Consider the following 23,104-nt stretch of genomic DNA (forward strand, 5'->3'; position numbering starts at 1 on the left):
CCTTCCCCTCGTACCACCCGCTCTCGCAGCCGCTGCTCGCGGAGTTCCCACCAGACGCAAGGAATAGAATTCACGTTATGACTGAAACAACATCCATCGAGCAGTTTGGTTCGAGCCGTGTCAAGCGCGGTCTCGCCGACATGATGAAGGGCGGCGTCATCATGGACGTCGTCACCGCAGCACAGGCCCGCATCGCGGAAGATGCCGGTGCCGTCGCCGTCATGGCGCTCGAGCGCGTTCCCGCGGACATCCGCTCCCAGGGTGGCGTCGCACGGATGAGCGACCCCGACCTGATCGACAGCATCATCGCCGAGGTGTCCATCCCGGTGATGGCGAAGGCCCGCATCGGCCACTTCGTCGAGGCTCAGGTCCTGCAGGCTCTCGGCGTCGATTACATCGACGAATCCGAAGTGCTCAGCCCCGCCGACTACGTCAACCACATCGACAAGTGGAAGTTCGACGTGCCGTTCGTCTGCGGCGCGACCAACCTCGGTGAGGCGCTCCGTCGCATCAACGAGGGCGCGGCCATGATCCGGTCGAAGGGCGAAGCCGGCACCGGCGACGTCTCGGAGGCCATGAAGCACATCCGGACGATCAAGGGTGAGATCGGCCGCCTGTCCTCGCTCAGCAAGGACGAGCTCTACGTCGCGGCCAAGGACCTGCAGGCCCCGTACGAGCTCGTCGTGGAGATCGCCGCGACCGGCAAGCTCCCCGTTGTCTTGTTCGTCGCCGGTGGCGTGGCCACCCCGGCCGATGCCGCCCTGATGATGCAGCTCGGTGCGGACGGCGTCTTCGTCGGCTCCGGTATCTTCAAGTCGGGCAACCCGCAGGCCCGCGCGAACGCGATCGTCAAGGCCGTCACGTTCTACGACGACCCCAGCGTCATCGCATCCGTATCGCGCGGCCTCGGCGAGGCCATGGTCGGCATCAACGTGTCCGACCTCCCCGCACCGCACCGCCTCTCCGAGCGCGGCTGGTAGCTCGAACAGGTGACGGTAGGAGTACTCGCCCTCCAGGGCGACTTTCGCGAGCATGCGCAGGTATTGCGCACCCTCGGAGCGGACGTCGTCCTGGTGCGCCGCCCTGAGGAACTCGCCCGCGTCGACGGGCTCGTGATTCCGGGCGGCGAGTCCAGCGTGATGGACAAGCTCGCGCGGGCCTTCGGCCTTGCCGATCCCTTGCGGGCCGCCGTCAGGGCCGGTCTCCCGGTCTACGGCACCTGCGCGGGACTGATCATGCTTGCGGACACCGTCGTCGACGGCATCCGCGGCCAGGAGAGCATCGGCGGCCTCGACATCAGCGTCCGGCGCAATGCCTTCGGCTCGCAGACGCAGTCCTTCGAGACCGATCTGGACGTGCCGGTGCTCGGCGAAGCGCCGGTGCACGCCGTGTTCATCCGCGCCCCGGTGGTCGACACGGTCGGCCCGCAGGCGACGGCCCTCGCCCGGCTCGCCGATGGCCGGTGCGTCGCTGTGGAGCAGGGGCGCCTGCTCGGTACCTCGTTCCACCCGGAGATCACGGGGGAGCACCGCTTCCACGAGTATTTCCTCAGCACGGTCGCTGCGGCCCGCTTCCTCGGCTGAGGACCGGCGGGGTTTCCCGCCTGGCGGGTCCGGGACTAGGGTTTGGGCATGAGTCAACGATGATGCGATACGTAGCCCTGCTCAGGGGAATCAATGTCAACGGCATAACCATCGCCATGAATGATCTCGTCGAGACCTTCCAGGGCCTCGGCTACACCGACGTCAGGACTGTGGTCGCGAGCGGCAACGTCGTCTTCAGCGTCGACGATGCGGCCCAGGCCTCGCCAGGCGCGATCAAGAGCCGGATCGAGGCGGCCCTGTCGGAGCGCTTCGACTACGAAGCCTGGATCGTGCTCATCGACGAGGCCGAACTCACCCGCGAGGTGCGTTCCTTCCCGTTCCCGGAGCGAGAAGGCTGGCACGCCTACGTCATGTTCGGTTCGGACCCGACCCACCTTGCAGAGCTCGCCGGCCACGCCAGGGAACTCGACCAGGCGGATGAACGGATCGAACTCGGCCACGGTGTCCTCTACTGGGAGGTCCGGAAGGCCGTCGGCATCAAGAGCGCCTTCAGCAAGAAGAGCGCGAAGGTGAAATACCGCGCGACGACCACAACCCGCAACCTGAACACCCTGCAGAAGATCATCACGCTCTGACCCGCCCTGGAGCATCAGGGGTCCGCCGCGCTTGCCGGAAGGCTCCGGCAGGGCGGATCGGGCACCTCGGGTTAGACTGGCGAACACCGCATTGGTGCGACGAATTCGCTGTTCTGCCACTGGCGGCAGACGGCCGGCACCACAATCAGACAGCCAAGCACGACAACGGGAGATTCATGTCCGGACATTCCAAGTGGGCGACTACCAAGCACCAGAAGGCGGTCACCGACTCACGGAGGGCCAAGGCCTTCGCCAAGCTGATCAAGAACATCGAGGTCGCCGCACGCATGGGCGGCGCCGACCTGTCGGGTAACCCGACTCTCGTCGACGCGATCCAGAAGGCCAAGAAGACCTCGGTCCCCAACGAGAACATCGACCGCGCCGTCAAGCGCGGGGCCGGCCTCGCCGGCGTCGTCGTCGACTACACCACGATCATGTACGAGGGCTACGCCGCCAACGGCGTCGCCATCATGATCGAGTGCCTCACCGACAACAAGAATCGGGCAGCGGCGGAAGTCCGCACGACGGTCAGCCGCAACGGCGGCAACATGGCAGACCCCGGCAGTGTCGCATACAACTTCCACCGCAAGGGCATCGTGGTGGTGTCCAAGGCGAACGGCGTCACCGAAGACGACGTCCTCGGAGCGGTCCTCGACGCCGGAGCCGAAGAGGTCGTCGACGAAGGGGAGACTTTCGAGGTCTTCAGCGAGGTCCAGGACCTCGTGGCAACCCGTACGGCCCTGCAGGCCGCCGGAATCGACTACAACTCGGCCGACATCGCCTTCGTCCCGCAGCTCACGATCGACGTCGACGCCGAGACCGCGCGCAAGGTCTTCAAGCTCATCGACGCCCTCGAGGAACTCGACGACGTGCAGAACATCTACAGCAACTACGCCGTGTCTGCCGCCGTCTCCGCCGAGCTCGAAGCCGAGAACGAGTAGACACCGGTGGCCGTGCGGGTGCTCGGAATCGACCCCGGGCTCACCCGTTGCGGCGTCGGTGTCGTCGACGTCGCGCCGAATCGCACGGCGACGCTCGTCGACGTCACGGTCCTGCGCAGCTCACCCGAGCTTCCGCTCGAGCAGCGCCTGCTCCTGCTGAGCCGCGGGCTCGAGGAGATGATGGACCGGCACAAGCCGGCCTTCGTCGCCATCGAGCGCGTCTTCGCCCAGCACAACGTGCGCACAGTGATGGGTACCGCCCAGATCAGCGGGGTCGCCCTCCTGCTCGCCGCCCAGCGCGGCCTCACGGTCACCCTGCACACCCCGAGCGAGGTCAAGGCGGCGATCACCGGCTACGGCTCGGCGGACAAGGCCCAGGTCGGCGCGATGGTCGCCCGCGTGCTCGGCCTCAGCGAAGTTCCGAAGCCCGCTGACGCCGCCGACGCGCTCGCGCTGGCCATCTGCCACGCCTGGCGGACCGGGGCGTCCGGGGGAACCCTGCCGACGGCGGACGGACTCGCGGGCGGCGCACTCACGCCCGCACAGGCTGCGTGGCGCGCCGCGGAGCGCGGCGCGGCAGCGTCGGCGGTGCCCCGTAGGCTTAAGCGATGATCTCTTCCGTACGTGGACTCGTCCTCTCCGCCGCCGGCTCGACCGCGGTGCTCGAGGTCGGGGGAGTCGGGCTCGCCGTGCAGGTTACGCCCGCCACCGCCCTCGGCCTCAGGCACGGAACCGAGGCGCGCCTGCTCACCACCCTGCTGGTCAGGGAGGACTCGCTCACCCTCTACGGCTTCGCGTCCGCCGACGAACTGTCCGTGTTCGAGCTCCTCGTCGGCGTCACCGGGGTCGGCCCGAAGTCCGCGCTCGGCGTGCTCGCCGTGCTCACTCCGAACCAGATCGCCCAGGCCGTCGCCGGTGAAGACGACGCCGTCTTCCGCAAGGTCAGCGGCATCGGGCCGAAGACTGCGAAGCTCATCATCCTGTCGCTCGCAGGCAAGGTCGTCGTGTCCGCCGTCGACGGCGCGCCCCGCACCAGGCGGCCGGCCGCCGCGAGCCCCTCCGCCAACGTCCAGGCCGCCCTGATCGGCCTCGGCTGGTCGGAACGGGTCGCGGAGGAAGCCGTCAGGGAGACCCTCGCAGAAGCCGCAGACCCCGACCTGATCGGTGTCGCCGCGCTGCTGAGGCTCGTCCTCGCCCGGCTCGGACCGGCGCACCAGGCATCGGAGGACCGACTGTGACCGCCGAACCGTTCGCAGGGACACCGGACCCGGGCGTCGAACTCACCAGCCCGCTGCTCGAGGGCGAGGCGGAGCTCGCGTTCGAGGGCGCGCTCCGTCCCCGCAGCCTCGCGGAATTCGTCGGCCAGCAGAAGGTGCGCGGCCAGTTGCAGCTCATGCTCACCGCCGCGACGATGCAGAACCGCACGCCCGACCACATCCTGCTCGCCGGCCCTCCCGGCCTCGGCAAGACCACGCTCGCGATGATCATCGCCTACGAGGGCAACCGCCCGCTGCGAATGTCGAGCGGCCCCGCCATCCAGCACGCCGGCGACCTCGCAGCCGTGCTGTCCTCCCTCGTGCCCGGCGAGGTGCTCTTCATCGACGAGATCCACCGGATGGCCAGGTCCGCGGAGGAGATGCTCTACCTGGCGATGGAAGACTTCCGGATCGACATCATGGTGGGTAAGGGCGCCGGCGCGACGTCGGTGCCGCTCGACCTCGCCCCGTTCACCCTCGTCGGTGCGACGACCCGGTCCGGGATGCTGCCGAACCCGCTCCGCGACCGATTCGGCTTCACGGCACACCTCGAGTTCTATGCGAGCCAGGAACTGGAGCAGGTCCTTGCCCGGGCCGCGACCATGCTCGACGTCGAGATCGACAGGGAGGCCATCGCGGAGATCGCCGGCCGCTGCCGGGGAACGCCGCGCATCGCGAACCGGCTGCTGCGCCGGGTGCGCGACTATGCCCTCGTGCACGGCGGAGCAGCCGACCTGGCGGCCGTCCATGCGGCCCTCGAACTCTACGATGTCGACCCGATCGGCCTCGACAGGCTCGACCGCGAGGTCATGAACATCATCCTGACCCGTTTTGGGGGTGGGCCGGTCGGACTGAACACCCTCGCCGTTTCGGTGGGGGAGGAATCGGAGACCGTCGAGTCTGTCGTCGAGCCGTTCCTGGTGCGGATAGGCTTCCTCACGCGCACCCCGCGTGGCAGGGTGGCCACCGCGGCCGCGTGGCGGCACTTCGGGCTCGCCGATCCGAACGACGTCGGCCGCCAACCCGCCCTTCCGATTGATGACCTATAATTCGATGTGGTTCGCTCCGAGCCGCATGTACGCACACGCTTCGGCCACCGCGCCGCAACTGGAAGGCTTTGCCGCACTATGGATCCGTTGACTCTTGTCATGCTCGCCGTATTGGCGCTGCTGGTGTTCTTTATGTTCCGCAACGGCCGCAAGCGCCAGAAGGAGCAGGCGTCGCTGCAGTCGCAGATGGTCGCAGGCGCGAACGTCATGACCAACTTCGGTATGTACGGAACCATTCTGTCGATCGACGAGGAAGCAAACAAGGTCGAGCTCGAGATTGCTCCCGGAACCGTCGTGCAGATGCACCGCCAGGCGATCTCCCGGGTCGTCGAGCCGGCCGTCACCGCCGACGATGCGGACGCCGAGCTCGAGTCGTCCGTCGACGACACCCACACCGCACGGCTCAACGAAGACGACGCGATCGTCATGGGCGAACCCGAGTTCGGCGAGCGCATCGCCGACGATGCCCCGTCAACCGATTCGACCAAGAGCGACCCCACCAAGGGCGACGCGTAACCAACCCTCGCCCGGCTCGCGTCCTTGTGGCGCGTGCACGCGTATAGAAAGCTGAGTTCCAAGGTGGCAAAGTCGACTCCGGCCAAGAAGGCCTGGCGTTCCCTGACGTGGCTGGGGGTGATCGTCATCGGCCTGGTCGCAGTCAACCTCATCGGTGTCCTCACCGCCGGAGGGTCCTGGGCGCCCAAGCTGGCCCTCGACCTCGAGGGTGGCACGCAGATCATCCTCGCGCCGAAGCTCGAGTCCGGTCAGTCCGTCTCCCAGGAGCAGCTGAACCAGGCGGTGTCGATCATCCGGCAGCGCATCGACTCCTCCGGTGTCTCCGAGGCGGAGATCAACACGAGCGGCCAGAACATCGTCGTGTCGATCCCGGGAATCCCGGACGACGCCACGATCAACCGGATCGAATCGTCAGCGAAGCTCGAATTCCGCCCCGTCCTGGTCGCCGCAGCGCCCTCGACGGCCGCGATCGGCGCCGACGGCACCGCGACGCCGACTCCGGCCGCGACGGTCGACCCGACCCTGCCGAGCACGCCGACGGCGGTACCCACCAACGGCAGCGACCTCAGCTGGGTGACCCCGGCGCTCCAGGCGCAGTACGCCGCCTTCGACTGCTCGACCATCGACACCTCCAACGTCGCACCGGCCGACCAGCCGCTCGTGACCTGTGAGACGGACGGTTCGGTCAAGTACATCCTCGGCCCGGTGGAGGTCAGCGGCGAGAACGTCTCCGACGCCACCAACGGCCAGAAGACCACCCAGTCCGGTGCCACCACCGGCGAGTGGGTCGTCAACATCAAGTTCGACGAGCAGGGCACCAAGGACTTCGCAACAGTCAGCACCCGGCTGAGCGGACTCACCGGCGTGCAGAACCAGTTCGCGATCGTGCTCGACGGCAAGGTCATCTCCGCGCCGCGCACCCTCGCCGTGATCACGGACGGCAACGCCCAGATCAGCGGCAGCTTCGACCAGGCATCCTCCAAGGTGCTCGCGGACCAGCTGAAGTTCGGCGCCTTGCCGCTGAGCTTCACCGTGCAGAGCCAGGACACGATCTCGGCGACCCTCGGTTCGACCCAGCTCGTGAGCGGCCTCATCGCCGGCCTGATCGGACTCATCCTGGTCGTGCTGTACTCGCTCCTGCAGTACCGGTTGCTCGGCTTCGTTACGGTGGCGTCCCTCGTCGTCGCCGCAGTGATCACCTACCTCCTGATCACGATCCTGTCCTGGCGTGAGGGCTACCGACTCTCCCTCGCCGGTGTCGCGGGGTTGATCGTCGCCATCGGAATCACGGCGGACTCGTTCATCGTGTACTTCGAACGAGTGCGCGACGAGTTGCGCGACGGCCGTGGGCTGGAATCAGCCGTGGAAGCGGGCTGGAAGCGCGCCATCCGCACGGTCCTCGCCTCCGACGCGGTCAACTTCCTCGCCGCAGGCGTGCTCTTCATCGTCGCCGTCGGCAACGTCAAGGGCTTCGCCCTGACGCTCGGGCTCACGACGATCGTCGACGTCGTCGTCGTGGCGCTCTTCACCCACCCGACACTCCAGCTGCTCGCCCAGACCCGGTTCTTCAGCGAGGGCCACCGCTTCAGCGGCCTGGACCCGAGAGCTCTCGGAGCCACCTACCGGGGGAGGGCGAAGTTCCGTCCGTCAGACGAGGTCGCTTCGGCGAAGTTGTCTTCCGCGAGTCGTGAGGCCGCCAAGCGCCAGACCATCGCCGAGCGCAAGGCATCAGAACTCGTCGGATCCTCCACGGATCGGTCGACCGACGGGAAGGATTCCTAATGGCCAGCTTCTCCCAGTTCGGCAACGACCTGCACACCGGCAAGCGCTCCTTCAACATCATCGGGCGTCGCAAGCTCTGGTATTCCCTGGCCGGTATCGCGATCCTGATCGCGCTTGTCGTGCCCCAGCTCCGTGGCGGGTTCGTCTTCGGCATCGAATTCACCGGCGGCTCCGAATTCGTCGTGAGCGACGTCGCGAACCAGGACCAGTCGCTCGCGGTCAAGGCCGTGACGAGCGTCGAGCCCGCTGCGGTTCCGAAGGTCTCGAACGTCAGCACCACCGGCATCCGCATCCAGACGGACCAGCTGTCGAGCGACGCGACCCGGCAGATGCGCACAGCACTCGCCGACGCATACGGGGTGCCCACCGAGCAGGTCACCGCTTCGTTCATCGGCCCGTCGTGGGGCGCGGACATCACGGGGCAGGCACTTCGCGGCCTCGGGATCTTCCTCGTGCTCGCGGCGATCGGGATGGCCCTGTACTTCCGCACCTGGAAGATGTCGCTCGCCGCGATGGTCGCCCTGCTGCACGACCTCATCATCACGGCGGGGTTCTACGGCATCACCGGGTTCGAGATCACTCCGGCCGCCGTGATCGGGTTCCTGACGATTCTCGGCTACTCGCTCTACGACACCGTCGTGGTGTTCGACAAGATCCGCGAGAACACCCGCGAAGACGGTCCCGAATCGCGCAGGACCTTCGCAGACTCGGTCAACCTCGCGGTGAACCAGACGCTGGTGCGCTCGATCAACACCTCCGTCGTCGCGATCCTCCCGGTCGGCTCGATCCTCTTCATCGGAGCGTTCGTGCTCGGTGCGGGTACCCTGCGCGACATTTCCCTCGCGCTCCTGATCGGAATCGTGGCCGGCGCGTACTCGACGATCTTCATCGCGTCTCCGCTCTACGCCCAGCTCCGCACCAGGGAGCCCGCTGTGCGCAAGCGCGACAAGAAGGCGCTCGCCCTGCGCGCCAAGGCGTCGTCCGCGCCGAAGACGGACGTTCGCGTCACCGTCTAGCTCCGCTGGAACATCCTTAACCGTGCCGCTCCTGCCCATTTCGGCGGGAGCGGCGCGGAGTGGTCGGAAAAGGCGCGATAATTGCTGGATGCCCGGGAATGGCCGGGCGCTCGCGAACGAGGTGTGAGATGACGGAAACGACGACACCGCCACCGAACGCGCCGCTGCCCGCCGCCTCCCTCCGGCGTCTTGTCCCGCGGATCTTCTCCCGCGCCCAGCCGGTCGGCGCAGTGGACACCCTGCTCAGGACCGTGCGGATGCACCACCCGAAGGTCGACCTGTCGATCATCGAGCGCGCATACACCGCAGCGGAACACGCTCACGAGGGCCAGGTGCGCCGCAGCGGGGAACCGTACATCACGCATCCGGTCGCCGTCGCCCAGATTCTCGCCGATCTGGGCATCGGTCCGAAGACCGTCGCCGCCGCGCTCCTGCACGACACCGTCGAAGACACCGAGTACACCCTCGACCAGTTGCGCGCGGACTTCGGCGACGAGATCGCCATGCTCGTCGACGGCGTGACGAAGCTCGACAAGGTCAAATACGGCGACAGCACTCAGGCCGAGACCGTGCGCAAGATGATCGTCGCGATGTCCAAGGACATCCGGGTGCTGATCATCAAACTCGCCGACCGGCTGCACAACGCGCGCACCTGGGGTTTCGTTCCCGCGGAGTCCGCGGTGCGCAAGGCGACGGAGACCCTGGAGATCTACGCGCCGCTGGCGCACCGTCTCGGGATCCAGACGATCAAGTGGGAGCTCGAGGACCTGTCCTTCGCGGTCCTGTACCCGAAGCTCTACGCCGAGATCGAAAGCCTCGTCAAGCAGCGCACCCCGCAGCGCGAGGAATTTGTGCAACACGTCATCGACGCGATCGTCGAAGATCTCAAGGCAGCACGCATCCGCGGCAAGGTGGCCGGACGGCCCAAGCAGTACTACTCGATCTATCAGAAGATGGTCGTGCGGGGCCGTGAGTTCGACGAGATCTACGACCTCGTCGGTATCCGTGTCCTGGTGAATTCGGTGCGGGACTGCTACGCCGTGCTCGGAGCGATCCACGCCCGCTGGACGCCGCTGCCCGGCCGGTTCAAGGACTACATCGCCACACCCAAGTTCAACCTCTACCAGTCGCTGCACACGACGGTGCTCGGCCCGAGCGGCCGCGCCGTCGAAATCCAGATCCGCACCCAGGAGATGCACCAGCGCGCCGAGTTCGGTGTCGCCTCGCACTGGAAGTACAAGGAGCAGACCACCGGCAAGAGCTCGGGGCCTGGCCCGCAGAGCGACACCGACATGGCCTGGCTCGCGCACATCTCGGACTGGCAGGCCGAGACAGCCGACCCCGGGGAGTTCCTCGACTCGCTGCGTTATGAAATCGGTGCGAAAGAGGTCTACGTCTTCACGCCGAAGGGCCGGGTGATCGGCCTGCCGACGGGAGCGACTCCGGTCGACTTCGCATACGCGGTGCACACCGAGGTCGGCCACCGCACCATGGGCGCCAAGGTCAACGGGCGACTCGTGCCGCTCGAGAGCCCCCTGGTCACGGGAGACGTCGTCGAGGTCTTCACCTCGAAGAACCCGGACTCCGGGCCGAGCAAGGACTGGCTCAACTTCGTCAAGAGCCCCAGGGCCCGCAATAAGATCCGGCAGTGGTTCACCAAGGAACGCCGCGACGAAGCCATCGAACAGGGCAGGGACGCCATCGCCCGCGCGATGCGCAAGCAGAACCTGCCCCTGCAGAAGCTGATGAACCAGGACTCCTTCGCCGAGGTCGCAGCGGTGATGAAGTACGAGGACGTTTCCGCGCTCTACGCCGCCGTCGGCGAGGGACACATCAGCACGCAGTCCGTGCTCGAGAAGGTCGTCGCGACGCTGCAGAGCGTCGAGGAGAGCGATGCGACCGATCTGCCGTTCGCGCCGAACGGACGCACCCAGACGCTGCGCAATAGCGACTCCGGGATCCTGGTCCGTGGCGCCCCGGACATCCTGGTCAAGCTCGCCCGCTGCTGTACCCCGGTTCCCGGGGACAAGGTCGTCGGCTTCATCACCCGCGGCGCCGGTGTCTCCGTGCACCAGGCGTCCTGCCGCAACGTGCAGTCGCTGCTCAAGGAACCCGAACGGATGATCGAGGTCGACTGGGCCCCGACGTCCAAGAGCCTGTTCCTGGTCCAGATCCAGATCGAGGCCCTCGACCGCTCCGGACTCCTCTCCGATGTGACCAGGGTGCTCTCCGAGCATCACGTCAACATCCTCTCCGCGACCGTGCACACCTCGAGCGACCGGCTGGCGATCAGCCGTTTCGTCTTCGAGATGGGGGACACCACCCATCTCGACCGGGTGCTCAACGCCGTGCGCCGGATCGACGCGGTCTACGACGTCTACCGCGTCAACGACGGCTAGGCTTCCCCGAGCGCCGTCATGGCCGCTTCCGCGGCCTCGAGGTGCCCGAGCGCCCTGTGGGTGAACGGCAGGCTGTCGGCGGCGCAGGCGCGCCTTGCCGCCGTGGCGTCCGGGTGACCGGCCAGGCGGAGCAGGGTCGCGATCAGGGGCGCCGGCTCAGGGAACTCCGGGGGAGGCCAGCGGGCCAGGTCGAGTGCGGTGCGCAGCGGCCGGGTCACGAGCAGGCCGGCCACCCGGACGTGCGCTCTGCTCACGGTGCCGGCACCGAGGCGGACGATGTGCTCGGAGTCGCAGACGACCTCCCGGACTCCGAACCGCGGTGACGGCGGGAAGTACGCGCGCGCCGTTCTGGGCACGCAGAACTGGTGGCGTTGCGGTTCAGGGGCGAGGCCGTAGATCCACGCGGCGGTCAGCCGTTCCGCGATGGCCCTGACCGGTACCAGGAGGGCAAGGGACCGTGCCCGTTGGTCCCGGTCTTCTGCCAGGTCCACCGGGCTCCAGAAGTCGCCGACACGGAAGAGCTCGCCGTCGAGGCACAGGCTCGAGAGTTCGGCGACGGGAAGATCGCTGGAGGAGAGGATGTCGGGGAGCCGGTCGGACACCCGGACAGGATGCGCCGGGAGGGAACACAGAAGCGACGGGGCCCCGGATCTGTGGACAGAAACCGGAGCCCCGTCGCCTGTGGACGGACTCTGCGGGGGTGCCTGCTACTGGCCGATGGCCTTCAGCCACGCCTTGCGGGCCTCGAGCGCCTCGCGGGCGTCCTTGATCGCGCGGGCATCGGTTCCTGCCTCTGCGGCCGCGAGTTCGGCCTCGAGCTTGGCGATCGCGTCGTGCAGCTGTCCGGCAAGGCCCTCCGTGCGGGCCTTGGTCTCCGGGTTGTTCCGCGCCCAGTGGTCGTCGTCGAGCTTGCGGACGGCCGCTTCGACCTTGCGCATGCGATCTTCGACGAGCTTGACGGAGTCGCGGGGAACCTTGCCGATCGCGTCCCAGCGGCGCTGCACGGAGCTGAGCGCGCTGCGCGCCTTGGTGCGGTCGGTCTCGGTGAGGAGCGCTTCGGCTTCGGTGAGGAGCGCGAGCTTCTCGACGAGGTTCCCGGCGAATTCCTCGTCGTCCTGGGCGTCGATCTCCGACTTGACGGAGTAGAGCACGTCGCCGGCGGCCTTGAACTTCGCCCACATGGCGTCGTCCTGCTTCTTGCCGCTGCGTCCGGCGAGCTTCCACTCGTCGAGCAGCGTGCGGTAGGCGGGGATGCCGTCCGCGCCCTTCGGCGCAAGCGCCTCAGCCTGCTCGATGAGCTGCTGCTTGCGGTTGCGGACGTCCTTGTGCGCCGTGTCGAGCTCGGCGAAGAACGCCTTGCGATTCTGCTCGATGGTGGTGCGTGCCGCGCGGAAACGCTTCCAGAGCTCGTTGGCCTCACCCTTGGGGATGCGGGGCGCATCGTGCTGGTGCGCCTGCCACTTGGCGAACAGGGCGTCGAGGGCGGCGCTCGTCTGCTTCCACTGCGTCTTGGCGGGGTCCTCTGCTGCGAGGGCCTCTGCCTCCTCGACGATCGCGGCGCGTTCGGCGACGGCTGCTACAGCGGCGGCCTTCGATTCGGCACCCTGCTGCTCCGTGAGCTCGCTGACGGCGCCACCGAGGGCACCGAGACGCTCCACGAGGGCGGCGAGGTTGCCGACGGCGTTTGCGGTCGCAACCGTCTTCGCGAGGTGCGAGACGGATTTGGCGATGTCAGCAGCCGGGGCACCGCCCTTGGCACGCTGCTCGAGAAGGGTGACCTGTCCGTTGAGTTCGACGTACTTGCGCTCGAAGTAGGCCAGGGCCTCCTCCGGCGTCGCGTCAGGATACTGGCCAACCGCGCGTTCGCCCGACGCTTCGCGCACGAAAACCGTGCCGGATTCGTCTACGCGACCCCATGGTTGCTGATCTGTCGTAGTCAAGAGTCTCACCTTAGATGTCGATGTGTGTGTGCCCACACTGGGCCAATACCCGGTCAAGCCTATTGCAAGGCCCGGACGGCTGGAACTACTGGACGCTGAAGGCGCTGATTAAGGTCGTGACCTTCGGGGCGCCGTCCGTCGAACCGTCGGCGACTCCGGCATCCGTGATCTGCGCCTTCACCTGGTCGAGCCCGCTCGTGACATGGCCGATCACCGTGTAGCCGCCCGCGGCATCCGACGGGATGGTCGAATCCTGGTAGAGGATGAAGAACTGGCTGCCCTGGCTGTATCCGTTGGCGCTCTGGCGCGCCATCGCGATGGAACCGGCCGGGTAGACGTTGTCGGCGGGCGCATTCTCGACGGGACCATAGCTGTAGCCGGGGCCGCCGGAACCGTCGCCGGCCGGGTCGCCGCACTGGAGCACGTAGATCCCCGAGGTCGTCAGCCGGTGACAGGTCAGGTCGGAGTAGAAGTCGGACTGGACGAGGCTGATCGTGGACGAAACCGCCTGGGGGGCCGCGGCACCGTCGAGTTCGATTCCGAGGTTGATGCCGTTGAGGCCGAGGGTTCCGGTCCAGGTGCGGCCCTCTGCGAGCGTGCTCGGCGGGACGGTCCCGGTGTTCGCGCCGGCGGCGGCGGTCGGGGTGGCCGTGGCCGTTGGCGTGGCCGTCGCGGAGGAGCTCGGCGCCGGAGTGCCGGGGCCCCCGTTGAAGAAGTAGACCTGGGCGACGACCGCGAGCACGGCGACGACGACGACGGCGATGCCGGCCACGACGTTGTCCCTGCGACGACGGGTCTGCTGGTGTTCGTGCACCGCCCGGCGTGCCTGGTACGCGCGAACCCGGATGCGGGCCTCGCGCTCGTCGCGATCCTGCTTCTTGTTCGCTGCCACGGCTGTCCTCCAGGATGCTGTGCGGATGTCTTCCGCGACCAGCTTGAACTCTACAACGCGAGCACTGCCGCTCGAACGCCGGTGTCAGCGGTGCGAACTACGCTGGAGGCATGGTCGATGGACAACCCGGACTGCGCAGCGGCGCAACACCTCTCGCAGTACGGATGCGACCGACGACCCTCGCCGAAGTGGCCGGCCAGCGGCACCTGCTCACCCCCGGTTCCCCCCTGGTCAGTTTGGCCAGCGACAAGTCGGGGGAGCGCGGCGCTGTCTCCGTGATCCTCTGGGGTCCGCCGGGCACCGGGAAGACGACCCTCGCCCAGGCGATCGCGCACAGTTCCGGCCGCCGCTTCGTCGAACTCTCCGCGGTCTCCGCGGGGGTGCGCGACGTGCGGCAGGTGATGGAGGAGGCACGCACGAGCCGCGACCTCTACGGGCTGTCGACCGTGCTCTTCCTCGACGAGATCCACCGGTTCAGCAAGGCCCAGCAGGACGCACTGCTGCCCGGCGTCGAAAACGGCGTCATCATTCTCGTCGCAGCGACGACCGAGAATCCGTCGTTCTCCGTGATCGCCCCCCTGCTGTCCCGGTCCCTCCTGCTCACCCTCGAAACGCTCAGCGACGAGGACCTCGGGGTCGTCATCGACAGGGCCGTGACGGATGCGCGCGGACTGGCCGATCGCTTCGTGCTGGAACCCGAGGCCCGCGCCACCATCATCAGGCTCGCCTCCGGCGACGCCCGCCGTGCCCTCACGGCGCTCGAAGCGGCATCCGTCTCTGCGTTGTCATCGGGGACTGATGACGATGACGAGGTCGATGGCGAGGCCGCAGACGTGCCTGACGCCCGCCCCGTCATCACGAGCGACACGGTCGCCCTCGCCGTCGACAGGGCGCTCTTGCGCTACGACCGCAACGGGGATGAGCACTACGACGTGATCAGCGCCTTCATCAAGTCGGTGCGGGGATCGGACGTCGATGCGTCGCTGCACTATCTCGCGAGGATGATCGAGGCGGGGGAGGACCCGCGATTCATCGCGCGCCGCATCATCGTCCTCGCCTCGGAGGACATCGGGATGGCAGACCCCCAGTCCCTCGTGATCGCGGTCGCCGCCGCCGACGCCGTGCAGCTCATCGGGATGCCGGAGGGGCGGATCCCGCTCGCCCAGGCCGTCGTGCACCTCGCGACCGCGCCCAAGTCCAACGCTTCGTACCTCGCGCTCGACGCGGCGATCGCCGATGTGCGCGCGGGCAAGACCGGCCGGGTGCCGAAGCACCTGCGCGACGCCCACTACGCCGGCGCCAAACGACTCGGGCACGGCAAGGGGTATCGCTACCCGCACGACGACACCCTCGGCGTCGTGCAGCAGCAGTACCCGCCGGACGAACTCGCGGCCGTCCGCTACTACGAACCCACCGAACACGGCAATGAGCGAGAGGTCTCGGCACGCCTCGCCAAGCTGCGCCGGATCATCCGCGGCGAGTGACTCCGGGCCCCCGCGCTGGGTCCAGCCCAGGCATGGCCGGCCGGGTCCGGTGTGGTAGTCTGTTCAGGCCTACAACTGGCATCGGCATGCGGCTGCGTCCGATTCCAGGTTGGAGAGGGAGCCCTGTAGCCGGGCACCCCGTGGCACATCCCTCTGATCTCCCATGACGCCGGCCCACACGCTGGCGCCCTGGATTCCACTTTGTCTGTTGCTCGTTCCATTGAAAGGACACCGTGTCTACCAAGTCACGTACCCGCAGTAAGACCCGCCTGTCGCGGGCCCTGGGCATCGCCCTGACCCCGAAGGCCGCCCGCTACCTCGAGAAGCGTCCGTACGCTCCGGGCGAGCACGGTCGCACCAAGCGCAAGACCGACTCTGACTATGCCGTGCGTCTCCGCGAAAAGCAGCGCTTAAGGGCCCAGTACGGCATCCGCGAAGCCCAGCTCAAGATCGCCTTCGAAGAGGCCCGTCGCGCCCAGGGCCTGACCGGTGAAAACCTGGTCGAGATCCTCGAGACCCGTCTCGACGCCCTTCTCGTTCGCGCGGCAATCGCCCGCACGACCGCGCAGGCCCGCCAGATGGTCGTGCACCGTCACATCCTCGTCGACGGCCAGCTCGTCGACCGCCCCTCCTTCCGCGTGAAGCCGGGTCAGCTCATCCACGTCAAGGCTCGCAGCGAGGGCATGGAGCCGTTCCAGGTCGCCGCAGCCGGCGGACACGTCGACGTGCTCCCGAAGCTCCCGCCGTACCTCGAGGTCGAGATCGACAAGCTCCAGGCCCGCCTCGTGCGTCGCCCGAAGCGCATCGAAATCCCCGTGACGTGTGAAGTCCAGCTCGTCGTCGAGTACTACGCAGCCCGCTAGGTTCCCCTGCCCGCCGTCCGGCGGCATCTGAACTACGCTGGAGAGCGGATCACCCCCAGGGGTGGTCCGCTTCGTGCGTTAACCGGTGCTGTCGGCCGGGAGTCAACGTATGAACCTTTCGGAATGGATGGAGTCACCAGTGTCAGGTGGAGATATCGCGGGCCTCGCTGCCGCCGTCGTGTTTGCTGTTCTCGTCGGGCTGCTCGCCGTTCCGCTGCTGAAGCTCGGCCGGGTCTTCGACGAGACGACCCTCGCGATCCACGAGCTGAGCCAGAACGTCACTCCGCTCCTGTCCGAGACGACGACCACCCTGCAGGAGACCAACAAACAGCTGGCCAGGGTCGATACGATCACCGGAAACGTCGCGGATGTGACGGGTAACGTCTCGGCACTCGTCGCGCTGTTCGCCGCGACCGTCGGCGGACCGCTCATCAAACTCGCCGGCTTCTCCGCCGCCGTGAGGGCGGGTTTTCGCGCAGCATCCCCGACGCGCGCAGGTCGTCGGCGCGGGTAGTCGGCTACGCTGGAAAGAGGCTGGTCGAGTCCGGGATAGGCCGACCGCACCACTCGCGCGGCCGTCGCGCATTTCTATCAGGGTCTCCACACCGTTCAGGGAGCATTTGTCATGAAGAATTTCATCTGGTTGGTCATCGGGGTCGGCGTCGGATTCTTGATCGCGCATGAAGCGAACAACACCCGTCAGGGCAAGCTGTTCTTCAGCGACCTCGACACCAAGGCGCGTGAGTTCGGTGAGGCCATCTCCGATGGCTACCGCAAGCGCGAGGCAGAACTGCGCGACGCCCTCGGCGACGTCGCCGACGCCGGAACCGACGCACTCGGCGGCACGACCCGCCCCTGAGCATCCGCTCGGGCTTCTCTACTTTTTCGCCTATTCATTCTTCAACGAACTACGGAACCCATGCAGACTGCTGAAATTCGCGGGCGCTGGCTCGACTTCTTTGCCGACCGCGGACACACCGTCGTACCGTCGGCGTCGCTCGTCAGCGACGACCCCACCCTGTTGTTCACCGTCGCCGGGATGGTGCCCTTTGTGCCCTATCTCACCGGACTCGTCCCCGCACCGTATCCGCGTGCGACGAGCGTGCAGAAATGCATCAGGACAAACGACATCGAAGAAGTGGGCAAGACGCCGCGCCACGGCACGTTCTTCCAGATGAACGGCAATTTTTCCTTCGGAGACTACTTCAAGGAACAGGCGATCGGCTACGCGTGGGAGCTTCTGACGACCTCGGAGGCCGACGGCGGCTACGGGTTCCAGGAGAAGGACCTCTGGGTCACCGTCTACCAGGACGACGACGAGGCGTTCCGCTACTGGCGGGCGCTCGGCCTGCCGGAGGAGCGCATCCAGCGCCTCGGAATGGACAGCAACTACTGGTCGACCGGCCAGCCCGGACCCGCGGGCCCCTGCTCGGAGATCTTCTTCGACCGCGGGCCCGCATACGGCGCAGACGGCGGCCCCGCGACGGACGACGACCGGTACGTCGAAATCTGGAACCTCGTCTTCATGCAGTATCTCAGGGGCGAGGGCACGGGCAAGAACGACTTCGTCATCCTCGGCGACCTGCCGAAGAAGAACATCGACACCGGCATGGGTCTCGAACGCGTCGCGTTCCTCAAGCAGGGCGTCGAGAACATGTACGAGATCGACCAGGTCCGCCCGGTCCTCGACCGGGCTGCCGCGCTCTCCGGACGCCGCTACGGCGCCGTGCACGACGACGACGTGCGGATGCGCATCGTCGCGGATCACGTGCGTTCCTCACTCATGCTGATGAGCGACGGCGTGACGCCGTCCAATGAAGGCCGCGGCTACATCCTCCGTCGTCTGATGCGCCGCTCCGTGCGCGCCATGCGCCTGCTCGGCGTGGACGTGGCGACGTTCCCCGAACTGTTCCCCGCCGCGCGGGACGCCATGATGAGCGCGTACCCGGAGGTCCACGGCGATTACGCCAGGATCAGCCAGGGCGCGTACGCCGAGGAAGAGACCTTCCTCCGTACCCTCGCGAGCGGCAGCACCGTCCTCGACGTCGCGGTCGCGAAGACCATCAAGGCGAAGAAGACCGAGCTTGCGGGAGACACGGCGTTCCTGCTGCACGACACCTACGGGTTCCCGATCGAGATCACCCTCGAGATGGCGGAGGAAGCCGGGCTGAGCGTCAACCGGTCCGCGTTCGACGCCCTGATGGCCAAACAGCGCTCGATGGCGAAGGCGGACGCGAAAGCCAAGAAGACCCATCTCGCCGATCTCTCCGTCTACAGTGCCTTCCGAGCCTCCGGCGAGACCGTCTTCACCGGCTACGAGGAACTGCAGACCGAATCCAGCGTGCTCGGGATCATCGTCGACGGCGCGTCCGTCACGAAGGCGGTCGCGGGTGAGATCGCGGAAGTGATCCTCGCCGAGACGGCGCTCTACGCCGAGTCCGGCGGCCAGGAGGCCGACGCCGGCCTCATCGTCGGCCGCGGCTACGAGCTCGAGGTCCTCGACGTCCAGAAGCCCGTCAAGGGCCTGATCAGCCACAAGGTGCACGTGACAAGCGGAGAGGTCGGCGTCGGAGACCCCGCGACGAGCGTTGTCGATCCGAACTGGCGCCGTGGCGCCCGCCAGGCGCACTCCGGAACCCACGTGCTGCACGCGGCACTGCGCCAGGTCCTCGGCCCGAACGCGCACCAGTCCGGCTCATACAACAAGGCCGGGTTCTTCCGTCTCGACTTCTCCTGGAACCAGGCGCTGTCGGCCGCGACCCGCAGCGAGATCGAGGAGATCTCCAACAACGCGATCCGCGACAACCTGCCTGTCGTCACCCGGGAGCTTCCCCTCGCGGAGGCGAAGGCGCTCGGCGCCATGGCGCTCTTCAGCGAGAAGTACGGTGACCGGGTCCGCGTCGTCGACATCGGCGGACCCTGGTCCAGGGAACTCTGTGCGGGGACCCATGTGGGTTCGAGCGCCGAGATCGGAATGATCAACCTCGTCAGCGAGGCTTCGGTCGGGTCGACCAACCGCCGGGTCGAGTCCCTCGTCGGCCTCGAGGCCTTCCGGGACCTCGCAGCCGAGCGGGCGATCGTCTCCCAGCTGACCGCCAACCTCAAGACGCCGAAGGAACAACTGCCCGAACGCATCGGCGAATTGCTCACGAGCCTCAAGACCGCAGAGAAGAAGATCGCGGCCTTCGAAGCGAAGGCACTCACCGAACGCGTTCCCGCGCTCGTCGCGACTGCCCAGCGCGCAGGGGCCGTGCGTCTCGTCGCCGAGAACCTCGGCACACTGAATTCTCCCGATGACGTGCGGATGATCGTCACCGCCACCCGGGCCCAGCTCGGATCCGACCCTGCAGTCGTCGCACTTGCGGCCGTCGTCGACGACAAGCCCGTCATCATCGTGGCGACCAATGCGGCGGCACGGGACGGCGGCCAGCGCGCCGGGGCCCTTGCGAAGCTCGTCGCCGGCATCCTCGGCGGCGGCGGAGGCGGCAAGGACGACCTTGCCCAGGGCGGCGGAACCGACGTGAACATGATCGCGGGCGCCCTTGCCGCCGTCCGCACCACGATCGCGGGCTGAAGAATGCGGCATGGCGTGCGGGTCGGAGTCGATGTCGGTAAGGCCAGGATCGGCCTCGCGATGAGCGACCCGCACGGCATGCTCGCGACCCCCGTCGAAACCGTGCCCCGGGACTTGAACGGCGTCACCGACGTGGCGCGGATCACCGCCGTCGTCCTGGGCCTCGGCGCCGTGGAGGTTATCGTCGGCCTCCCGCTCGCCCTCTCCGGCAACCACACCGCGTCGACGAACGATGCCGTCGGCTTCGCTGAAACCCTCGCCCTGGCCGTTCCCGTACCGGTGCGCCTCGTCGACGAACGGCTGTCGACCGTCGCAGCGCAAGGCGTCCTCCGCACCGCTGGCCGCAAGGCGAAGACCCAGCGTCCGGTCATCGACCAGGTCGCGGCGACCATCATCCTGCAGCACGCCCTCGACACGGAACGCGGTCTCGGGCATCCGCCCGGGTCGGCCGTCGTGCCTGCCGTCGTGCCGACGGTTCCCTCCGCGACCACGTCGCCCGCAGCTCCGATCGAAGGGTCCTGATCGTGCCCCATCCCTCGCTCGACCCCCGGGACGACCCGGCAGGAACGAGTTCACCGGCGCCGGACGCGCACGGTAGTCACGCGGCCGGAGCACCCGGTGCACCCGGTGCGGAACCCCCGGTCAATCCCTGGGCGGGCCTGCTGACTCCGCACGACGAGACACCGGCTTCCGGCGATCCCGGCCGGTCAGGGGCAGACGCCGACGGTGCCTTCCCCACCCGCAGGTCCCTCCGCACCACGACCGAGGCTCCGCAGACCTCACGGTCGAGCCGCCGCTCCCAGCTCGGCTCCGAGCCACCACGGCCGGCCAAACGGCGCCGCAAGGGCCCGTGGGGTTGCCTGATCGCCCTCGTCGTGCTCGTGGCGCTCGTTGCGGGCGCGGCTGTAGCGCTGCAGGGTCCGATCGATCAGCTTCGGGCGACACTCGCGGGCCCCGCAGACTATTCCGGGTCCGGCGAGGCGAAGATCGTGGTCATGATCCATGAGGGCGAGACCGGATCCGACATCGCGAACACCCTCGTGGCCCAGGACGTCGTCAAGAGCTACGACGCCTTCTACAAGCTCCTGCTGAAGGTCACCCCCGCACCGGTCTTCCAGCCGGGCGCATACCAGCTGATGACGAAGATGAGCGCGAGCGCTGCGCTCACCGCGCTGCAGGACCCCGCCAGCAAGCTCGAACTGACCGTCGTGATCCCGGAAGGCACGGCGGAGGCCGACATCCTGCAACTGGTCAGCGAGGGCACGAGCATCCCGCTCGCCGACCTCCAGGCGGCCTCCACGGACGTCGCGGCCTTCGGCCTTCCCGCAGAGGCCACGACTCTCGAGGGCTTCCTGTTCCCGGCGACGTACACCTTCGTTCCGGGCGTCACCGCGAAGGACGCCCTCAAGACCCTCGTGGACCGGCAGTTCGAGGCCCTCGACTCCGCAGGGGTCGCACCGGCCGACCGATGGAAGACCATCGTGCTCGCCGCGCTGATCCAGAGGGAGGCCGGCCTCGCCGCCGACTACCCCAAGGTCGCCAGGGTGTTCCTGAACCGGCTCGACCACGCACAGTGGGAGAGCGGGCTGCTGCAGTCCGACGCGACGGTGGCATACGGCACCGGGCACACGAACGTCGTCACTACGACGGATGCCGAACGCGCCGACGCGGGCAACCCGTACAACACCTATGTCCACCCCGGACTCCCGGTCGGCCCGATCTCGAACCCGGGGGACATCGCGATCAAGGCGGCCCTGCACCCCGCAGACGGAACCTGGCTGTACTTCGTCACCTGGAACCTCGACACCGGCGAGACCATCTTTTCCACGACCGCAGCCGAACACGAAGCCGGCGTTGCCCAGTGGCAGGCCTGGATGAAGGACCACCCCGAATATGGTTGAGCGCACGTCAATGACACTGACCCGGCCACTGCCTGAGCGCGTGAGCCAGGGAAAGCCTGTGGAAGGATAGTGGGCATGCTTCGTTGGCTCACCGCAGGAGAGTCCCACGGCCCCGAACTCATCGCTATTGTCGAGGGTTTGCCCGCAGGGATCCCCGTCACACTCGATTCGATCCGCCTCGATCTCGCGCGCCGCAAACTCGGCTACGGCCGGGGTGCCCGGATGACGTTCGAGCAGGACGAACTCACCATTTCCGGCGGCGTCCGGCACGGATTCACCCTCGGCGGTCCGGTCGCGCTGCGGATCGGCAACACCGAATGGCCCAAGTGGTCGGAGGTGATGAGTGCGGACCCCGTCGAGACCGCGCCAGGAGAGGTGCAGAGCACCCGCGGCCGGGGCGCCCCGCTGACCCGGCCGAGGCCGGGCCATGCCGACCTCGTCGGCATGCAGAAGTACGGCTTCGACGAAGCCAGGCCGGTCCTCGAGCGCGCCAGTGCCCGCGAGACCGCCGCACGGGTGGCCCTCGGCGCCGTCGCCAGGTCCTTCCTGGCCGAGCTCGGCATCCGCCTGGTCAGCCACACCCTCTCGATCGGGCCCGTGCGCGTGCCGGAGGATGCCATGCTGCCGCACCCGGACGACCTCGAGACCCTCGACGCCGACCCGCTGCGCTGCTTCGACGCGGCGACGAGCGCGCTCATGGTGGCCGAGGTCGACCAGGCCCACAAGGACGGCGACACCCTCGGCGGCGTTGTCGAGGTGCTCGCATACAACCTGCCGCCCGGTCTCGGGTCCTTCGTACACTGGGACCGCCGACTGGACTCCCAGCTCGCCGCTGCGCTGATGGGCATCCAGGCGATCAAGGGCGTCGAGGTCGGAGACGGCTTCCTCACCACGACCCGCCGCGGTTCGCACGCGCACGATGAGCTCGTGCAGTCCGACGGCCGCATCCAGCGGGTCAGCGACCGTGCCGGCGGCACGGAGGGCGGCATGAGCACGGGAACCGTGCTGCGGGTCCGGGCCGGCATGAAGCCGATCGCGACCATCCCCCGGGCACTGCGCACCGTCGACGTCACGACGAGCGAGGCCGCTCCCGCCCACCACCAGCGGTCGGATGTCTGTGCCGTGCCCGCCGCCGGCGTCGTCGCCGAAGCCATGGTCGCGCTCGTCCTCGCCAACTCGGTGCTGGAGAAGTTCGGCGGAGACTCGATCGACGAGACCAGGCGCAACCTCGAGTCCTACCTCGCGCACATCCCCGGCAACCTCAAGACCGGCGCGTCGAGCGACGCCTCGCTGTGACAACGGCGGGACGGTA

At 67.7% G+C, this 23,104-nt stretch carries 22 protein-coding genes; 19 read left to right on the forward strand and 3 right to left on the reverse strand.

Annotated elements, in window-relative coordinates; all coding sequences use genetic code 11:
• Positions 1–77 precede the first annotated feature (77 nt).
• The 11 genes from pdxS (at position 78) to MQH31_RS06870 (ending at position 11,138) form a co-directional block, all read left to right on the forward strand.
• Positions 78–980: a pyridoxal 5'-phosphate synthase lyase subunit PdxS gene (gene pdxS, locus MQH31_RS06820; protein ID WP_134532019.1), complete on the forward strand. Its 903-nt coding sequence runs from the start codon at positions 78–80 to the stop codon at positions 978–980.
• 9 nt (positions 981–989) lie between these two features.
• Complete coding sequence (gene pdxT, locus MQH31_RS06825) at positions 990–1,583, forward strand: pyridoxal 5'-phosphate synthase glutaminase subunit PdxT (protein ID WP_134532017.1); 594 nt, start codon at positions 990–992, stop codon at positions 1,581–1,583.
• Positions 1,584–1,642: 59 nt separating this feature from the next.
• A complete protein-coding gene (locus MQH31_RS06830) occupies positions 1,643–2,179 on the forward strand; it encodes a DUF1697 domain-containing protein (protein WP_243011402.1) in 537 nt (178 codons plus the stop codon).
• Positions 2,180–2,355: 176 nt separating this feature from the next.
• Positions 2,356–3,120 (forward strand): YebC/PmpR family DNA-binding transcriptional regulator, encoded by a 765-nt coding sequence (locus tag MQH31_RS06835; RefSeq protein ID WP_134449445.1) that lies wholly within the window; start codon positions 2,356–2,358, stop codon positions 3,118–3,120.
• 12 nt (positions 3,121–3,132) lie between these two features.
• The gene (gene ruvC / locus MQH31_RS06840) at positions 3,133–3,732 is read left to right on the forward strand and encodes a crossover junction endodeoxyribonuclease RuvC (RefSeq protein WP_174775017.1); all 600 of its coding nucleotides are present in this window, start codon (positions 3,133–3,135) and stop codon (positions 3,730–3,732) included.
• On the forward strand, positions 3,729–4,358 hold the full coding sequence (gene ruvA, locus MQH31_RS06845; RefSeq protein WP_243011403.1) for a Holliday junction branch migration protein RuvA: 630 nt from the start codon (positions 3,729–3,731) through the stop codon (positions 4,356–4,358). The genes ruvC and ruvA overlap by 4 nt, the downstream gene beginning before the upstream one ends.
• A 53-nt stretch (positions 4,359–4,411) precedes the next feature.
• Positions 4,412–5,425: a Holliday junction branch migration DNA helicase RuvB gene (gene ruvB, locus MQH31_RS06850; protein WP_243011691.1), complete on the forward strand. Its 1,014-nt coding sequence runs from the start codon at positions 4,412–4,414 to the stop codon at positions 5,423–5,425.
• A gap of 99 nt (positions 5,426–5,524) precedes the next feature.
• The gene (yajC, locus tag MQH31_RS06855) at positions 5,525–5,941 is read left to right on the forward strand and encodes a preprotein translocase subunit YajC (RefSeq protein ID WP_243011404.1); all 417 of its coding nucleotides are present in this window, start codon (positions 5,525–5,527) and stop codon (positions 5,939–5,941) included.
• A 63-nt stretch (positions 5,942–6,004) separates the two neighbouring features.
• Positions 6,005–7,723 carry a protein translocase subunit SecD gene (gene secD / locus MQH31_RS06860; RefSeq protein ID WP_134532005.1) on the forward strand — a complete coding sequence of 573 codons (1,719 nt, stop codon included), beginning with the start codon at positions 6,005–6,007 and terminating at the stop codon, positions 7,721–7,723.
• A complete protein-coding gene (secF, locus tag MQH31_RS06865; RefSeq protein ID WP_243011405.1) occupies positions 7,723–8,739 on the forward strand; it encodes a protein translocase subunit SecF in 1,017 nt (338 codons plus the stop codon). Before secD ends, secF begins: the two co-directional genes overlap by 1 nt.
• A 128-nt stretch (positions 8,740–8,867) precedes the next feature.
• Positions 8,868–11,138 carry a RelA/SpoT family protein gene (locus tag MQH31_RS06870; RefSeq protein WP_134532002.1) on the forward strand — a complete coding sequence of 757 codons (2,271 nt, stop codon included), beginning with the start codon at positions 8,868–8,870 and terminating at the stop codon, positions 11,136–11,138.
• On the opposite strand, the gene MQH31_RS06875 is transcribed toward MQH31_RS06870, so the two are convergent.
• The 3 genes from MQH31_RS06875 to MQH31_RS06885 form a co-directional block, all read right to left on the reverse strand.
• Positions 11,135–11,740 (reverse strand): hypothetical protein, encoded by a 606-nt coding sequence (locus MQH31_RS06875; RefSeq protein ID WP_243011406.1) that lies wholly within the window; start codon positions 11,738–11,740, stop codon positions 11,135–11,137. The genes MQH31_RS06870 and MQH31_RS06875 overlap by 4 nt on opposite strands.
• Before the next feature lie 105 nt (positions 11,741–11,845).
• Positions 11,846–13,078 carry a DUF349 domain-containing protein gene (locus MQH31_RS06880; RefSeq protein WP_243011407.1) on the reverse strand — a complete coding sequence of 411 codons (1,233 nt, stop codon included), beginning with the start codon at positions 13,076–13,078 and terminating at the stop codon, positions 11,846–11,848.
• Between the two features lie 85 nt (positions 13,079–13,163).
• A complete protein-coding gene (locus MQH31_RS06885) occupies positions 13,164–13,970 on the reverse strand; it encodes a peptidylprolyl isomerase (RefSeq protein ID WP_243011408.1) in 807 nt (268 codons plus the stop codon).
• A gap of 110 nt (positions 13,971–14,080) precedes the next feature.
• Between MQH31_RS06885 and MQH31_RS06890 the strand changes: the two genes are divergently transcribed.
• From MQH31_RS06890 to aroC, 8 genes are all read left to right on the forward strand, one after another.
• On the forward strand, positions 14,081–15,454 hold the full coding sequence (locus MQH31_RS06890) for a replication-associated recombination protein A (RefSeq protein ID WP_243011409.1): 1,374 nt from the start codon (positions 14,081–14,083) through the stop codon (positions 15,452–15,454).
• 233 nt (positions 15,455–15,687) lie between these two features.
• On the forward strand, positions 15,688–16,317 hold the full coding sequence (rpsD, locus tag MQH31_RS06895; protein ID WP_134449457.1) for a 30S ribosomal protein S4: 630 nt from the start codon (positions 15,688–15,690) through the stop codon (positions 16,315–16,317).
• 139 nt (positions 16,318–16,456) lie between these two features.
• Positions 16,457–16,831 (forward strand): DUF948 domain-containing protein, encoded by a 375-nt coding sequence (locus MQH31_RS06900; protein WP_134449458.1) that lies wholly within the window; start codon positions 16,457–16,459, stop codon positions 16,829–16,831.
• Positions 16,832–16,942: 111 nt separating this feature from the next.
• A complete protein-coding gene (locus tag MQH31_RS06905; protein WP_134531993.1) occupies positions 16,943–17,176 on the forward strand; it encodes a hypothetical protein in 234 nt (77 codons plus the stop codon).
• Between the two features lie 60 nt (positions 17,177–17,236).
• Positions 17,237–19,891, forward strand: coding sequence for an alanine--tRNA ligase (alaS, locus tag MQH31_RS06910; RefSeq protein ID WP_243011410.1), 2,655 nt, complete (start codon positions 17,237–17,239; stop codon positions 19,889–19,891).
• A 3-nt stretch (positions 19,892–19,894) separates the two neighbouring features.
• Positions 19,895–20,413, forward strand: a complete 519-nt coding sequence (ruvX, locus tag MQH31_RS06915; RefSeq protein WP_243011411.1) for a Holliday junction resolvase RuvX — start codon at positions 19,895–19,897, stop codon at positions 20,411–20,413.
• Between the two features lie 2 nt (positions 20,414–20,415).
• Positions 20,416–21,792, forward strand: coding sequence for an endolytic transglycosylase MltG (gene mltG / locus MQH31_RS06920; RefSeq protein WP_243011412.1), 1,377 nt, complete (start codon positions 20,416–20,418; stop codon positions 21,790–21,792).
• Between the two features lie 75 nt (positions 21,793–21,867).
• Positions 21,868–23,088 carry a chorismate synthase gene (gene aroC, locus MQH31_RS06925; RefSeq protein ID WP_243011413.1) on the forward strand — a complete coding sequence of 407 codons (1,221 nt, stop codon included), beginning with the start codon at positions 21,868–21,870 and terminating at the stop codon, positions 23,086–23,088.
• The last annotated feature ends 16 nt before the right edge of the window (positions 23,089–23,104 follow it).

The sequence above is a fragment of the Cryobacterium zhongshanensis genome (assembly GCF_022760445.1).
GTDB classification, from domain to species: Bacteria; Actinomycetota; Actinomycetes; order Actinomycetales; family Microbacteriaceae; genus Cryobacterium; species Cryobacterium algoricola.

Excerpts from the sequence above, each read along its gene's own strand:
- ruvA (WP_243011403.1), top strand. The coding sequence starts at position 3,729 with ATGATCTCTTCCGTACGTGGACTCGTCCTCTCCGCCGCCGGCTCGACC.
- MQH31_RS06830 (WP_243011402.1), top strand. The coding sequence starts at position 1,643 with ATGATGCGATACGTAGCCCTGCTCAGGGGAATCAATGTCAACGGCATA.
- pdxS (WP_134532019.1), top strand. The coding sequence starts at position 78 with ATGACTGAAACAACATCCATCGAGCAGTTTGGTTCGAGCCGTGTCAAG.
- ruvX (WP_243011411.1), top strand. The coding sequence starts at position 19,895 with ATGCGGCATGGCGTGCGGGTCGGAGTCGATGTCGGTAAGGCCAGGATC.
- alaS (WP_243011410.1), top strand. The coding sequence starts at position 17,237 with ATGCAGACTGCTGAAATTCGCGGGCGCTGGCTCGACTTCTTTGCCGAC.
- MQH31_RS06835 (WP_134449445.1), top strand. The coding sequence starts at position 2,356 with ATGTCCGGACATTCCAAGTGGGCGACTACCAAGCACCAGAAGGCGGTC.
- MQH31_RS06890 (WP_243011409.1), top strand. The coding sequence starts at position 14,081 with ATGGTCGATGGACAACCCGGACTGCGCAGCGGCGCAACACCTCTCGCA.
- yajC (WP_243011404.1), top strand. The coding sequence starts at position 5,525 with ATGCTCGCCGTATTGGCGCTGCTGGTGTTCTTTATGTTCCGCAACGGC.
- aroC (WP_243011413.1), top strand. The coding sequence starts at position 21,868 with ATGCTTCGTTGGCTCACCGCAGGAGAGTCCCACGGCCCCGAACTCATC.
- MQH31_RS06870 (WP_134532002.1), top strand. The coding sequence starts at position 8,868 with ATGACGGAAACGACGACACCGCCACCGAACGCGCCGCTGCCCGCCGCC.
- secF (WP_243011405.1), top strand. The coding sequence starts at position 7,723 with ATGGCCAGCTTCTCCCAGTTCGGCAACGACCTGCACACCGGCAAGCGC.
- MQH31_RS06905 (WP_134531993.1), top strand. The coding sequence starts at position 16,943 with ATGAAGAATTTCATCTGGTTGGTCATCGGGGTCGGCGTCGGATTCTTG.